This is a genomic window from Salmonella enterica subsp. arizonae, from assembly GCF_008692845.1.
Lineage (GTDB): Bacteria > Pseudomonadota > Gammaproteobacteria > Enterobacterales > Enterobacteriaceae > Salmonella > Salmonella arizonae.
Genome location: NZ_VXJW01000002.1, coordinates 440,905 through 455,847, shown reverse-complemented (window position 1 = coordinate 455,847; position 14,943 = coordinate 440,905). Strand labels below are relative to the sequence as shown.

The following is a 14,943-nucleotide window of genomic DNA, read 5'->3' as shown; positions in this document are numbered from 1 at the left end:
GTTTATTTATCACGCTGGATTATGTAGTTCGCTAGCGCTTCCAGTGCCGAGGTGTCCAGTGATTGTGCGGCCAGTTGATGTAACGACTGACGGGCGTCCTCTATCAGGTCCCAGGCTTTATTCCGGGCTTGCTCAAGACCCAGAAGTGCAGGATAGGTACTTTTGCCAAGCTGCTGGTCTGCGCCCTGACGTTTACCTAACGTTGCAGTATCGCCCACCACATCCAGAATGTCATCCTGAACCTGGAAGGCAAGGCCGATACTCTCCGCGTAGCGATCAAGTATCGGCAAAGTATTCCGCCCCTTATCGCCAGCGCTCAATGCGCCAAGCCGAACGGCGGCGCGAATGAGCGCGCCAGTCTTATGGCGATGAATGCGTTCCAGCGCGTCCAGGCTTATTTGCTGGCCTTCTGCCGCCAGATCCAATGCCTGACCGCCGCACATTCCGGCGATACCGCTGGCGTTCGCCAGTTCGGCAATCATTGCGATACGATCGCGATCGGCGACTTCTGGCATCGGCGCGTCGCTGATAATGGCAAACGCCAGCGTTTGCAGCGCGTCTCCCGCCAGAATCGCATTGGCTTCGCCGAATTTAATATGGCAAGTCGGCAGGCCGCGGCGCAAATCATCATCGTCCATCGCCGGCAGATCGTCATGGATCAGCGAATATGCATGGATGCATTCAACCGCAGCGGCTGGCACATCCAGCGTCGCCGTGCTGACGCCAAGCATCTGACCGGTGGCGTAAACCAGAAATGGCCGCAGGCGCTTACCGCCTAATAATGCGCCATATTGCATGGCTTCGACTACGGGAGTGTTCTGAAAGGGCAGTGGCGCGATAAAACGGCTCAGCGCCTGATTCGCTTGCGATACGCAAGCCTGGAGCTGCTGCATAAAGTCCATTTACTCATTATCCGCGATAAAAGGCTCAGGTGAAGCTTCTTCATTATCAGACAGCAAAATTTGCACACGCTGTTCCGCCTGCTGCAGTTTTGCCTGCCCCTGACGCGCCAGTTGTACGCCGCGCTCAAATTCATTTAGCGCATCTTCAAGCGGCAAATCGCCGCTTTCCAGGCGGGTAACGATATGTTCCAGCTCGCTCAGCGCGGTTTCAAAGCTGGCGGGCGCCTCATTTTTCTTCGGCATGATGACTGTTTGACTCTCTGTAATGGCAGCACAAGTCTATGGTAACGGACTCGCACTGATAAGCAAATAACGTGCAATGGTAAGGGGAAATGCGCAAGATGTCCGTGATAGTGATATACTTCCGCGCCTGGATGCAGCCGTAGGTGTGGGCTGCTGTACTATTTTTTTCCACGACAAGCCTTAGATAGCTTGCTAAAGAACCATTGCCGCCATGAAGTTTATCATTAAATTGTTCCCGGAAATCACTATCAAAAGCCAATCTGTGCGTTTGCGCTTTATAAAAATTTTAGCCGGGAACATCCGTAACGTTTTAAAGCACTACGATGAGACCCTCGCGGTTGTCCGTCACTGGGATAACATTGAAGTTCGCGCCAAAGATGAAAACCAGCGTCTGGCGATTCGCGATGCGCTGACCCGCATTCCGGGGATTCACCATATTCTTGAAGTCGAAGATGTGCCGTTCACCGATATGCACGACATTTTCGAGAAAGCGTTGGCGCAGTATCGCGAGCAACTTGAGGGTAAAACCTTCTGTGTGCGCGTAAAACGTCGCGGTAAGCATGAGTTTAGTTCCATTGAAGTGGAGCGCTATGTTGGCGGCGGATTAAATCAGCATATTGAATCGGCGCGCGTGAAGCTCGCTAACCCGGATGTGACGGTACATCTGGAAGTGGAAGATGACCGTCTGTTCCTGATCAAAGGGCGTTATGAAGGTATTGGCGGTTTCCCGATTGGCACCCAGGAAGATGTATTGTCGCTGATTTCCGGCGGTTTTGACTCCGGCGTCTCCAGCTATATGTTGATGCGTCGCGGCTGCCGCGTACACTACTGCTTCTTTAATCTTGGCGGCGCGGCACATGAAATCGGCGTTCGCCAGGTGGCGCATTATTTGTGGAACCGCTTTGGCAGTTCCCATCGGGTGCGTTTTGTGGCGATTAACTTCGAGCCAGTCGTCGGCGAGATTCTGGAGAAAGTCGATGACGGTCAGATGGGCGTCGTACTCAAGCGCATGATGGTGCGCGCGGCGTCGAAAGTGGCGGAACGTTACGGCGTGCAGGCGCTAGTGACCGGCGAAGCGCTGGGGCAGGTTTCCAGCCAGACGCTGACTAACCTGCGCCTGATCGATAATGTGTCTGATACGCTAATCCTGCGCCCGCTAATCTCTTACGATAAAGAGCATATTATCAACCTGGCGCGCCAGATTGGTACGGAAGATTTTGCCCGTACGATGCCGGAATACTGTGGCGTGATTTCAAAAAGTCCGACGGTAAAAGCCATTAAAGCGAAAATTGAAGCCGAAGAAGAAAATTTCGACTTCAGTATTCTCGATAAGGTGGTAGAAGAAGCGAACAACGTTGACATTCGTGAAATCGCCCAGCAGGCCCAGCAGGAGGTCGTGGAGGTAGAAACCGTTAGCGGTTTTGGCGCCAATGATGTGATTCTGGATATCCGTTCTATCGATGAACAGGATGACAAGCCGCTAAAAGTGGAAGGGATTGACGTTGTTTCTCTGCCGTTCTACAAGCTGAGCACCAAATTTGGCGACCTCGATCAGAGCAAAACCTGGTTGCTGTGGTGCGAACGCGGCGTGATGAGTCGGTTACAGGCGCTCTATCTGCGCGAGCAGGGCTTTGCCAATGTGAAGGTCTATCGTCCGTAACCCTTTTGCCGGATGGCGGCATAATTGCCTTATCCGATCTACAGATTATAGGATCTTGTAGGCCGGATATGCGCGGTGCCATCCGGCAAGCGAATCACTCGTAATAATTATAAATCCCTGCGGCCATCACTAGTTGCGAAGCCACTTCATGCGCTTTTTCACGACCAACCAGCAGATCGATGATTTTTAACCCAAAATCGATAGCAGTGCCCGGCCCCTGGCTGGTTAATAATTTTACCCGCGCATCCCACACCACGCGCTTATCCTGCCACTGCTCGGCGGGAATCTTATCTTTCAGCGCCGGAAAACCGGTCATATTGCCGATGGGGAATATGTCATGCGGCACGAGAACCGTAGCGGCAGCGGCGCAAATGGCCGCGACAATGCGCCCGGAACGATGAAATTGTTTCACCGTTTCGACCAGCAATGTGCTGTCGCGAAAGCATTCGGCGCCCTTAATACCGCCGGGCAACACGATGATGTCATAATTGCCGTCGGCGACTTCAACCAGCGGCGCATCCGCCAGTAGTTTCACGCCGCGCGAGCAGACGATAGTCAGGGAGCCATCACTGGCGACGCTGGCGGTGGTGACGTTAATTCCGCCGCGAACCAGCAGATCGATAGTAGTAACCGCTTCGGTCTCTTCACTACCAGGGGCGAGGCATACCAGTGCCTGAGCGCTCATACTCACTCTCCTTTCGCTTTACCATTTCAAACAGGCGGCTATTTTCCGGAACGGCGAGACCATGCACACGGGCGCGCTTGAGTAAATAACCGGTGATATAGTCAATCTCGGTATGTCGCATGGCGCGCACGTCCTGCAGCATGGATGAGATATTTTCTGCCGTACTGTCAATCACTTGCTCAACATAATAGCGTAAATTGTCTGCCGATGTGTGGTAACCTTCACGTTCAATCACGGCGGCGACCTCTTCGCAAAGCGCGTTAATTTCATCAGGATGATGGCGCAGCGCGCCGTTCGGGCAGTTCCATAATGCGGTGAGCGGGTTGATAACACAGTTAACCGCCAGTTTGCGCCACATCTCTGCGCGGATGTTGTTATGCCAGGCGACATCGGGCAGTACCCCCTGCAGGATCTCAGCGAGATAACTGTAATCGCCGTCTTGCTCGCGCGCCGGGCCAATATGCGTAGTACCGTTGGCAACGTGAATAATGATATTACCGTCGCGGCGCGCAGCATGGGTGATAGTCCCCATCAACATCGGCTGCTGGATATTTTGCAGTTCTTCTATAGTACCCATTCCATTATGAATGAGCAGAATAGGCGACGTCACCGGTAGAGTTGACGCCAGAGTTCGTACTGCGTCGGAAACCTGCCAGGCTTTCAGCGTGACTAACAATAGTTCGCTCTTCGCTAAAAAATCCGGATCGTTTGCCGTCAGCGATTCATTGAAAAAGGAACCATCGGTGTCGATCAGATTTACGCTGCAATAAGGTTGTGGCACGCGTAGCCAGCCCTGTACGTCATGTCCGTGTTTGCACAGAGCCGTAAGCCAAAGTTGTCCTAAGGCTCCGCATCCCAGTACAGTAATTTTCATTCCTCCTCCTCACCTGCAACAGCGCCAGGTGTTATGGCGCTAATTATAGCGTCATCAGCTAAGCTTCTCGTTAAGCCTCGTTGCAGGTATTATGCAACGCAACGAAAATGAAGGGAGAAGAAAAGATGCCATCTTTCGATATTGTTTCTGAAGTTGATCTGCATGAAGCGCGTAACGGCGTGGATAACGCGGTCCGCGAGGTTGAGTCACGTTTTGACTTTCGTGGCGTAGAGGCGACTATTGAGCTGAACGATGCCAATAAAACCATCAAGGTGTTGAGCGAGTCCGATTTCCAGGTCAATCAGTTGCTCGACATTCTGCGCGCCAAGTTGCTTAAACGCGGCATTGAAGGCGCTTCGCTGGATGTACCGGCCGAGTTCGTACACAGCGGTAAAACCTGGTTTGTGGAAGCGAAGTTGAAGCAGGGCATTGAAAGCGCCGTGCAGAAGAAAATCGTCAAGCTGATTAAAGACAGCAAACTGAAGGTGCAGGCGCAAATTCAGGGGGAAGAGATTCGCGTGACGGGAAAATCACGTGACGATCTACAATCGGTAATGGCGCTGGTTCGCGGCGGCGATTTAGGCCAGCCGTTCCAGTTCAAAAACTTCCGCGATTAAGCTGTTATGCCGGATAAGGCCTCGTCGCCATCCGGCAATTCTGCATTCATCCTTTGCTGATAAGCTGTTCAACTTCAAAGCGATTGGTCACTTTGCTGTCGATTTTGACGTAAGCAGAATGTTCTTCCGCCACGATGAGCGCTTCGCTTACGCCTTTCATTGACAACAGCCGTTGTTTTAGCCTGTCGTCAGCAACGATATCCGCTGGAATTTCCACACGCAGGCTGCTGACATAGGGCGGCTCTTTCATCGTACTTGCCACCGCCAGCCATACTATCGCCAGTACGGCCCCGGCAAGGAAGACGGTTTGTCCGTCAAACGTGCCGTCTATCCAGCCGCCCAGCGAGCCGCCAAGCGCCACGCCAAGAAACTGGCTGGTAGAATAGACGCCCATCGCCGTTCCTTTATACCCTGCAGGCGACTCTTTGCTGATAAGGGAAGGCAGCAGCGCTTCCATCAAATTAAAGGCGAGGAAAAAGAGTTGTACGCCAATCACCAGCTCCCAGAAATGCTGGCCCGCTTCCCACAACAAGATTTCTGCGACGATAATAAGTCCCACGCAGAACAGAAATACCTGCTTCATCCGCCGCTTGACTTCAGCGTAGATAATAAAAGGCACGACGGCGGCAAAGGCGATCACCATGGTCGCCAGATATACCTTCCAGTGTTCGGCGGCAGGGAAACCGGCATCGGCAAGCTGGCCGGGCAGGGCGACAAAGGTGGACATTAATAAAATATGCAGGCACATGATGCCGAAGTTGAGCTTGAGCAGCCTCGGCTCCGCCAGCACCTTATTGAAGCTACCTTTGACCATGCCGGATTCGCGATTCAGCACATGGTTTGTACTGTTGGGAACCACCCAGAGCGTCAGAATAATGCCCAGGGTAGCGAGGGCGGCGATCATCCAGAACAGCGCGTTCAATCCCAGAATATGGGTAACGATCGGCCCTAATACCATGGCAATGGCGAAGGTGATGCCAAAGCTGACGCCGATAAATGCCATCGCTTTGGTGCGGTTTTGCTCCCTGGTTAAGTCCGACAGTAGCGCCATGACGGCGGCGGCAATAGCGCCGGACCCCTGTAGCGCGCGTCCCAGAATAATGCCCCAGATTGAGTGGGAGAGGGCGGCAATGACGCTGCCCGCGACAAATACAGCCAGTCCGCCGACAATCAGCGGCTTACGACCAATGCGGTCAGAAAGCAATCCGAAAGGAATTTGAAAAATCGCCTGCGCCAGGCCATAAATGCCGATAGCTATCCCGATGAGCGCTTCGCTGGCGCCCTGAAGCGCCATACCGTATGTAGTCAGCACGGGCAGAACCATAAACATGCCAAGCATACGCAGCGAAAATACCGTTCCCAAACCCCAGGTGGCGCGCAGCTCGCCCGGCGTCATTTTGTAATCGTTCATTGCCACCTCAATATATTAGCCGGGAGTAGTGTAGTGCGGAGAGCGGGCAGGGTAAATAGAGGCTTAATTAACAAATATTACATTATTGACTCATTTGCGCGGCAAAGAGACATAAGCTGATTACTCATTGTCAGCGAGATCTGATGAGGGAGAAACGCTACTCAGGTACTGCTATCTGGTGCAGGTTATGGGGGACAGACGTCAGTAATAGTAAGTTGGCGATTAAATTATATTCTGCAGTAGTGATGAAAATAGATAAGTGATTATTGCAGTATTGAGAACACCTTCACCCGGTCTGGGTGAAGGTGGCTATTTATAGCAACAATACTGCGATTATGCCAGTTGCATGAGACGCAGATTTTTTAGGGTCTGGTAATCAGATGATTGGTTAGGATACAGGATTTGAATATCCAGTTCGATATTCTTGTCCGGTGCGATAACATGGCCAGGTTCGCTATCCAGATACACGTTACCATTAACCGATTTCTCTGTATTAAGTTTAACCCAGCTACTTTCGCTCTCCAGCCACTTAGGATAAACCTCTGCTCCATCAGGAAGTGCAAATGATAATTCCCACTTATCAACTTCAGTTTCAGCAGAGCTGAGAATCAGTTTATAGCTATAAATATATTTGGTGCTGGGCCATGTATCTTGCCAGTCACCAGCAAAGCTTTGTGTTACATGTAACGGACGAACGTCGCTTACGGTTACGGCAGTTTGCGTCATATTATTTCCATTATTAACGATGCCGAATGGCATTGTAAGTTGACAGGTTAAGGTCGCTGAGCCCTGACCTTTGCCCAGCAAAGGAATACGTACGTTCGTTGTTTCATTTCCGGCGATACTGGTGGTCTGGGTGCCCGTTTCGACAGAAAAAACGGCTGAATTACTGGAGCTGGCCGTAACAGTTACGTTGTCTACGGACTCACTGCTATTGTTGTGAATTTGCAGTAGTGCTGAATATCCTTCCTCTTCCTCCAGAATAATCTCACTCTCAATACTTATGGTTAAATCAACAGTTTCAATATCGGCTGAAACCACTGAGTTAACCGCGTCATTCCAGTTTCCACTACCTAAAGGACACTCAATAAGAGTAGGGATATTTGTTCCTGGTTTAACCGTTAATGTTTGTCCATCTAAATATAAACCAGAGACGAGCGTGGCATCCTGGCCCATATTATTAACAACAGAAGAAACACCGTCATGCGCACCAACGATAAAACCATAACTTTCCAGTTGTGCTTTATTAAGCTGAACATTAGGCGAAATAATAAGGATGTCTCCCATTTCACCTGTGTTGAATCGTACATTAGTATATAGTGCCAGTTTGCCTTCCGGGCACTTATCGGCGCCAGATTCATTGCTGATCAGATAAACATCTTGTTCGTTCATAATATAATCCTGTTGTTTGATATTGAATATAAATAATTGTATGTATCGGCAGGATATTATTCTCATGCCGTGCCATAACTATACTTATGAATATTTTATTAACAGGAATCATTTAACCAAAAAAATAGTGCAATTGTTTTTTATTTATCATTATAAATATTGTTTTTATATTAAAAATGTCGATAAATAATTTTTATGATTGAAAATCAATAGGATAGGTTAGAGTATGTTCTAACGCGCTGGTGCTGAGCAGTGCAAATGATGTTGTCAGATAGTGAAAGTGATGGACCTAACTTTAGGATGTTGTTATTGAGACAGTAAAATAACAGGATTCATCTCTCGATGATCCTGTTATTTTTATATCACGTGGAGCTTAAATAACGTTGAGTGACAGGGTTTTACCAGACGTAAGTCAGCAGACTCTGTGAGTTCGGCACCATAAAGTCAACGGACATCATGATGCTCAAGGCGGTAATAGCAATGATAGAGAAACCGAACAGCTTGCGCGCCCAGACTTTATCATCCTCCACTTTGTAACCACGTAGCGCCATGCCGAGCCACCAGACGCTGACCGCCGCGGCGACCACCAGGTATTTGTAACCTGCGTAGCCGCCCAGCGTCAGCATTAGCGTAGCAACCGCAAACGCGATGATATACAGCGTGATATGGTTTTTAGCGACTGATATCCCTTTTACCACCGGCAGAACCGGGATATTGGCCGCCTGATAATCCTTTAAGCGGAAAATGGCGATGGCGTAAGAGTGCGGCATCTGCCAGAGGCTGAAAATTGCCAACAGGATTGCCGCGCCGCTGTCGAAGTCGCCCGTTACGGCGCAGTAGCCAATCACCGGCGGCGCCGCGCCGGAGAGAGAACCAATCAGTGTTCCGTAGACAGAGTGGCGTTTCATATACAAGCTGTATATGCCAACGTAGACCACGAAGCCCATCACCCCCAGCCAGCAGGCCAGAGGATTTGCGCCAAACCACAGCAGCATAAAGCCAGCAATACCCAGCAGGGTGGCGTATACCAGCGAGACGCCAGGAGAAATCAGGCCTTTGACCAGCACCCGATTCTTGGTCCTTTCCATCTTCCTGTCGATATCCCTGTCGATGAAGTTGTTAAATACACAACCCGACGCCACAACCAGTGACACCCCGACCAGCGTGTAGATAAACAGGGGATAGTCGATGCTGCCCTTTGAGGCCAGCAGAAATCCCCCGATCACCGAGATCAGGTTGCCAAAGATGATGCCTGGTTTCGTTACTTGCAGGTATTGCTTAAACATCATACTCGCCGCTCTTAGTGCATCATCATGTTGTAGTTGAGGTTCCACATAATCCAGATGGAGCCTACAACCAGGATGGCGATGATCAACACGGTAAAGATAAAGGCTGTCATGTTCCAGCCTTCATCCGATTTGGTGTTCATGTGCAGGAAACACACCAGATGCACCAGAATCTGTACCACTGCCATTGCCAGGATAGATCCCAGAATAACGGCTGGAGAAGCAGCGCCGGTCATCACCATCCAGAATGGGATAACCGTCAGGATGACCGACAGGATAAAGCCGGTCATGTACGTTTTTACGCTGCCGTGGGATGCGCCGCCGCTCTCGGTAGAATGACTCATTACATCGCCCCCATCAAATAAACAACAGTGAACACGCAAATCCAAATCACATCCAGGAAGTGCCAGAACAGGCTCAGGCACATGATGCGGGTACGGTTAGTGCTGGTCAGGCCGCGACGGGCGACTTGCACCATCAGCACCGCCATCCAGATCAAACCGGAAGTGACGTGCAGACCATGTGTGCCGACCAGTGCGAAGAAGGCCGACAAGAAACCACTGCGATCCGGACCCATACCTTCGACAATCAGATGATGGAATTCATAAATTTCCATCCCGATGAATCCGGCGCCAAACAAGAAGGTCAACGCCAGCCAGGAGATAACCTGGCTCTGGTTATTCTTGTGCATGGCGATCGCCGCCATACCGTAGGTGATGGAGCTGAACAGCAGCAGGAAGGTTTCAACCAGGACGAACGGCAGTTCAAAAATGCCCTTACCTGTCGGGCCGCCTGCGGTGCCGTTCACCAGAACGGCATAGGTAGCAAACAGAATAGAGAACAGAATGCAGTCGCTCATCAGGTAGATCCAAAATCCGAAAACTTTGGTCTGGCCTGCGTCATGGTGCCCGTGTTCGTGCGCGTGGGCAGTCGCGTGCGTTAAAGTATCAGTTGCCATTTTTCAGCCCTGCCTTAGTAATCTCATCGAAATGCTGGTTTTCCAGTTTTTCGACGTCGCGAACCGGCACGTAATAATCCACATCTTCATCAAAGCTTTTCACAATCCAGCTAATTATCATGCCTGCGAAACCGACTATCGCCAGCCACCAGATATGCCAGATCATGGCGAAGCCAAATACCGTCGCGAAGGCGGCGATAACAATACCGGCACCGCTATTTTTCGGCATATGAATCTCTTCATAATGTCCAGGCTGTTGGTACGCTTCGCCTTTTTCTTTCATTTCCCAGAAGGCGTCACGTTCGTGAACGTGCGGCACAACGGCAAAGTTATAAAATGGCGGTGGAGAAGAAGTTGACCACTCCAGGGTACGACCGCCCCACGGATCGCCGGTCAGATCGCGGTTCTGCTCGCGGTCGCGAATGGAAACGAAGATCTGAATCAACTGGCACAGGATACCCAGCGCAATCAGCGCGGCGCCGGCGGCTGCAACCATCAGCATTGTATGGAACTGCGGATCAATTTGCTGACTGAGGCGGCGGGTCATACCCATGAAGCCCAGTACGTACAGCGGCATAAAGGCTACAAAGAAGCCGATAATCCAGAACCAGAAGGCGCGTTTGCCCCAGGTTTCGTTCAGCTTGAAGCCAAACGCCTTCGGCCACCAGTACGTCATACCTGCGAAGCAGCCAAACACCACACCGCCGATGATCACGTTATGGAAGTGCGCAATCAGAAACAGACTGTTGTGCAGGACGAAGTCCGCGCCCGGTACTGCCAGCAGAACGCCGGTCATCCCGCCGACCGAGAAGGTCACGATAAAACCGATGGTCCACATCATTGCGGAGTGGAAGACGATACGGCCCTGATACATGGTGAACAGCCAGTTGAAGATCTTCACCCCGGTCGGAATGGCGATAATCATGGTGGTGATACCGAAGAAGGCGTTAACGTTCGCGCCCGCACCCATGGTGAAGAAGTGGTGCAGCCAAACGATAAACGACAGCACGGTAATACACACGGTCGCCCAGACCAGCGAGGTATAGCCGAACAGACGTTTACGCGAGAAGGTCGCTGCGATTTCGGAGAATACCCCGAAGACCGGCAGAATCAGAATGTACACTTCCGGATGGCCCCAGGCCCAAATCAGGTTGATGTACATCATCATGTTGCCGCCCATATCGTTGGTAAAAAAATGGGTGCCCAGATAGCGATCCAGGGTCAGCAACGCGACGGTAACCGTCAGAATCGGGAAAGAGGCGATGATCAGTACGTTGGCGCACAAAGAGGCCCAGGTAAAGACCGGCATCTTGAACATCGTCATTCCCGGCGCACGCATCTTCAGGATCGTCACGAAGAAGTTGATACCGGTTAACGTCGTACCAATACCTGAGAGTTGCAACGCCCATATCCAGTAATCGACCCCGACACTGGGACTATACTCTATTCCCGATAACGGCGGATAAGCCAGCCATCCCGTCTGCGCGAACTCACCCACGCCCAGTGAAAGGTTAACCAGGATAACGCCGACAACGGTGAACCAGAAGCTCAGGTTGTTCAGGAACGGGAAAGCAACGTCGCGCGCGCCGATCTGCAGCGGAACCACCAGGTTCATCAGACCGATAACGAAGGGCATCGCCACAAAGAAGATCATGATCACGCCGTGAGCGGTAAAGATCTGATCGTAGTGGTGCGGCGGTAGAAAACCCGCTTCGCCTGCGGAGGCAAGCGCCTGCTGGCTACGCATCATAATGGCATCGGCAAAACCACGTAACAGCATCACAATCGCGACGATGATATACATGATGCCGAGGCGTTTATGGTCAACCGACGTTAACCACTCTTTCCATAGGTAGGTCCACTTACCGAAGTAAGTAATCGCTGCCAGTATCGCCAGTCCCCCGACGATAATTGCAGCGATCGTTACCATGACGATAGGTTCATGGAACGGTACTGCATCCAGTGATAATTTTCCGAACATCTTATCTTCCTCAACCCTTGGAGTTGGCGGATTCCGCGTGGCTCATGTCCATGCCTTCCATCCCTTCATGTGAGCTGTGCTCGCCTTCAGGTTGGGTCATGTCCATGCTCTTACCGTGGCTCATGAATTTGTTAATAACATCCTTGAACAAATCCTGTTTCACGCTGGAGAAATATTCCACCCTGTTGTACTCGCTTGGCATAGCCACTTTCTCGAACGCCGCCATATCATTCATGGTGTTCGGAGACTGCTTCGCTTTTGCGACCCATTGGTCGAATTCTGCGCGGTCTTTGGTGGCTATAGCTTTAAACTTCATACCAGAGAAGCCCGGCCCGCTATAACTGGCGGAGATACCATCGTAGGTTCCGGGTTCGTTGGCGATCAGATGCAAACGCGTTTGCATACCGGCCATGGCATAAATCTGGCTACCCAGACGCGGGATAAAGAAGGAGTTCATCACGGAGTTGGAGGTCACTTTGAAATAAACCGGCGTGTTCGCCGGGAAGGCGATCTCGTTAACGGTTGCGATACCCTGCTCCGGATAGATGAAGAACCATTTCCAGTCCATGGAAACCACTTCGATGGTGATAGGTTTCTCGTCATGCGCCAGCGGCTTGCTTGGTTCAAGCGCGTGCGTGGTTTTCCAGGTCAGTACAGCAAGGAAAATGATGATTAAGATAGGCACCGTCCAGACCACTGCTTCCACTTTATTGGAGTGTGACCAGTTCGGGCTATACTTCGCATCCTTATTACTCGCACGATACTTCCAGGCGAAACCAACAGCCATCAAGATGGCGGGAATAACGACAATCAACATCAGGCCAAATGCCGTCAGTATCAGTGAACGTTGTTCCAGTCCAATCTGTCCTTTGGGATCCAGTAGCGCAGAATTACAGCCACTGAGTAATGCAGCGCCTGCAATTAATGACAACCATCCCAAACTTTTATTGTATTTCCTGAGTCTCATTTAACGACCTCAATTCCACGGGACCTGGTGGCGTTTAAAGTGTAGGGGCATTTTACGGTAAGGTTACATTACTGTAAACATGATTGGGGCTGTGTTACCAAGTTCTGCCGTACTTGTCACATATGTTGCCAAGTGTGTCTAAATAACTTTAAGACACTGTTGAAACTTTGCGTTATAACGGATGATGTCTGTAAGTGAAATGTTGAAGGGTAATTGGTATAACCAATGTAAAAATAAAACAATTACTTAACAATTTATTATCAACAAAAAGACAATCGGCGTCGAAAATTTAAAATTCGTTGGCTGAATCGTGTAAAGAAAATAGGTATTGTAGAAATTACCAATAATTTCCAAAATTCTGTTGCGCACAAAAAGACAAATATATTTTTTATCAATTGATGTTTATTTAGCCGTTATAATTCCGGGTCGTTATTACAACGGCTAATAACGTTTTAGGTCAGACGTGTTTTTCGTAACGCCAGGTAGTCCAGCAATCCACCAAAGACAATGCCGCATACAGCAACCGCAACCGCAGTCTCAAGCAATCCTGGCAGGAATGAGAAGTGGGTGTAGTTCATCGCATTCATGGTCAGCAGGAGGATCCATACTGCCAGCAAAACGACGCCCGCGAGCAGGATTAAAAGCGCGAGATTGTAGGCGCTACGGTATGCCGTGCGGGGAATGAAACGTTCGCTCTGCCAGCTATATTCCAGCGTTTGCCGACAGACCAGCAACAGCAAGAGTCCGGGAGCGGCGGCGACAACCGAGAAGAGGTAAAATGTCGGCCAGCCATACGCTTCAACGAACCAACCCGCTACGGGGCCAACGTAAACGCGGCCTACCGCGGAGAGAGCCGACAGTAGGGCGAACTGCGTCGCGGAAAACGACTTATTACATAACGTCATTAATAAGGCGACAAAAGCGGCAGTTCCCATCCCGCCGCACAGATTTTCGAAAAAGACCGCAGCGCCCATGCTGAACATGTTTTTATCGGTAATGGAGAGCAACCAGTAACCGGCGTTGGACGCGCCTTGTAAAATGCCGAAAATCAGCAGCGCGCGGAACAGCGAAAGACGCTGCATTAACATGCCGCCGTATAACGCGCCGACGATCGTCGCCAGCAGGCCCAGCGTTTTATTGACCACGCCGACTTCGCCTGCGTCAAACCCGACGCCGCGAATCAAAAAGGTGGTGGTCAGGCTCATGGCGAAGGCGTCGCCTAATTTATAAAGCACAATGAGCAGTAAAATCAGCCAGGCGTTATTGCGGCCAAAAAAATCGCGTAGCGGCGCGACGACCGCCTGTTCCAGTGATTTCGGGGCCGGGATGGTATCGGTCGGCTCCGGCGCCAGTAAGGTGGCGATAATACAGGGAATGAGCAACGCCGCCATCAGCCAGTACATACCCTGCCAGCCGAGCCAGCGATCGGCCAGCCATAGCGCCAGGCCGCCGGAAACCAGCATCCCCAATCGGTAGCCAAGAACGCTGATTGCCGCGCCGGCGCCGCGTTCTTCTGCGGGTAAAACATCGGTTTTCCAGGCGTCGAACACGATATCCTGCGAGGCGGAGCAAAAAGCAATCACTACCGCCAGCGCCGCCATCCAGCGTAGCTGCGTGCCGGGTTCAAGAAAGCCCATTGCTGCAATTGACGCCAGTAATAACAATTGTGTGGCGAGCAGCCAACCGCGACGACGGCCTAAAAAAGGCGGCGTGTAGCGGTCCATCAGCGGGGACCAAAGAAACTTAAAGACATAGGCCTGACCGACCAGCGAGAAAAAGCCAATCGTTTTAAGATCGATATTCTCGACGGTCATCCACGCTTGTAGCGTACCGGAGGTGAGCGCCAGCGGGAGACCGGAGGCAAAGCCTAAGATCAGCAGAATTGCTGAGCGCGGTTGCTGGAAAATGCGTAAGTAATGATTTGGCATAGGCATCTACAGGCCCGACTTCCGCCGGGCTTTACCGTT

Annotated in this window: 14 protein-coding genes; 2 read left to right on the top strand and 12 right to left on the bottom strand. The window is 51.1% G+C overall.

All coding sequences use genetic code 11. The features are described 5' to 3' along the window. Nucleotides 1-2 precede the first annotated feature (2 nt). Both ispA and xseB read right to left on the bottom strand, forming a co-directional pair. A complete protein-coding gene (gene ispA, locus F4V61_RS06810) occupies nt 3-902 on the bottom strand; it encodes a (2E,6E)-farnesyl diphosphate synthase (RefSeq protein ID WP_058345703.1) in 900 nt (299 codons plus the stop codon). Further along, entirely contained in the window at nt 903-1,145 is a 243-nt protein-coding gene (gene xseB / locus F4V61_RS06805) for an exodeoxyribonuclease VII small subunit (protein WP_001124944.1), read from the bottom strand. It lies immediately after the preceding gene. A gap of 211 nt (nt 1,146-1,356) precedes the next feature. Between xseB and thiI the strand changes: the two genes are divergently transcribed. Next, a complete protein-coding gene (thiI, locus tag F4V61_RS06800) occupies nt 1,357-2,805 on the top strand; it encodes a tRNA uracil 4-sulfurtransferase ThiI (protein WP_038396738.1) in 1,449 nt (482 codons plus the stop codon). 94 nt (nt 2,806-2,899) lie between these two features. Here the strand turns inward: thiI and yajL are convergent, their stop codons facing one another. Both yajL and panE read right to left on the bottom strand, forming a co-directional pair. Beyond that, nucleotides 2,900-3,490: a protein deglycase YajL gene (gene yajL, locus F4V61_RS06795; protein WP_079828071.1), complete on the bottom strand. Its 591-nt coding sequence runs from the start codon at nt 3,488-3,490 to the stop codon at nt 2,900-2,902. Then, complete coding sequence (gene panE / locus F4V61_RS06790) at nt 3,453-4,364, bottom strand: 2-dehydropantoate 2-reductase (RefSeq protein ID WP_000705828.1); 912 nt, start codon at nt 4,362-4,364, stop codon at nt 3,453-3,455. Before panE ends, yajL begins: the two co-directional genes overlap by 38 nt. Nucleotides 4,365-4,489: 125 nt before the next feature. Here panE and F4V61_RS06785 point away from each other — a divergent pair, with 125 nt between their 5' ends. Next, on the top strand, nt 4,490-4,981 hold the full coding sequence (locus F4V61_RS06785) for a YajQ family cyclic di-GMP-binding protein (protein WP_001138896.1): 492 nt from the start codon (nt 4,490-4,492) through the stop codon (nt 4,979-4,981). 46 nt (nt 4,982-5,027) lie between these two features. Here F4V61_RS06785 and F4V61_RS06780 read toward each other — a convergent pair whose 3' ends face one another. From F4V61_RS06780 to ampG, 8 genes are all read right to left on the bottom strand, one after another. Continuing rightward, entirely contained in the window at nt 5,028-6,392 is a 1,365-nt protein-coding gene (locus tag F4V61_RS06780; RefSeq protein WP_001000924.1) for an MFS transporter, read from the bottom strand. 333 nt (nt 6,393-6,725) lie between these two features. Further along, the gene (locus F4V61_RS06775; RefSeq protein ID WP_170243773.1) at nt 6,726-7,784 is read right to left on the bottom strand and encodes a hypothetical protein; all 1,059 of its coding nucleotides are present in this window, start codon (nt 7,782-7,784) and stop codon (nt 6,726-6,728) included. Nucleotides 7,785-8,182: 398 nt separating this feature from the next. Then, complete coding sequence (gene cyoE / locus F4V61_RS06770; RefSeq protein WP_012210434.1) at nt 8,183-9,073, bottom strand: heme o synthase; 891 nt, start codon at nt 9,071-9,073, stop codon at nt 8,183-8,185. 11 nt (nt 9,074-9,084) lie between these two features. Continuing rightward, nucleotides 9,085-9,414 (bottom strand): cytochrome o ubiquinol oxidase subunit IV, encoded by a 330-nt coding sequence (locus F4V61_RS06765; RefSeq protein ID WP_000019878.1) that lies wholly within the window; start codon nt 9,412-9,414, stop codon nt 9,085-9,087. After that, nucleotides 9,414-10,028, bottom strand: coding sequence for a cytochrome o ubiquinol oxidase subunit III (locus tag F4V61_RS06760; RefSeq protein WP_080161091.1), 615 nt, complete (start codon nt 10,026-10,028; stop codon nt 9,414-9,416). Before F4V61_RS06760 ends, F4V61_RS06765 begins: the two co-directional genes overlap by 1 nt. Beyond that, the gene (cyoB, locus tag F4V61_RS06755) at nt 10,018-12,009 is read right to left on the bottom strand and encodes a cytochrome o ubiquinol oxidase subunit I (protein WP_000467161.1); all 1,992 of its coding nucleotides are present in this window, start codon (nt 12,007-12,009) and stop codon (nt 10,018-10,020) included. Before cyoB ends, F4V61_RS06760 begins: the two co-directional genes overlap by 11 nt. Nucleotides 12,010-12,019: 10 nt before the next feature. Beyond that, a complete protein-coding gene (gene cyoA / locus F4V61_RS06750; RefSeq protein ID WP_012210433.1) occupies nt 12,020-12,976 on the bottom strand; it encodes a cytochrome o ubiquinol oxidase subunit II in 957 nt (318 codons plus the stop codon). A gap of 452 nt (nt 12,977-13,428) precedes the next feature. Further along, nucleotides 13,429-14,904 (bottom strand): muropeptide MFS transporter AmpG, encoded by a 1,476-nt coding sequence (gene ampG / locus F4V61_RS06745; protein WP_058345774.1) that lies wholly within the window; start codon nt 14,902-14,904, stop codon nt 13,429-13,431. Between the last annotated feature and the right edge of the window lie 39 nt (nt 14,905-14,943).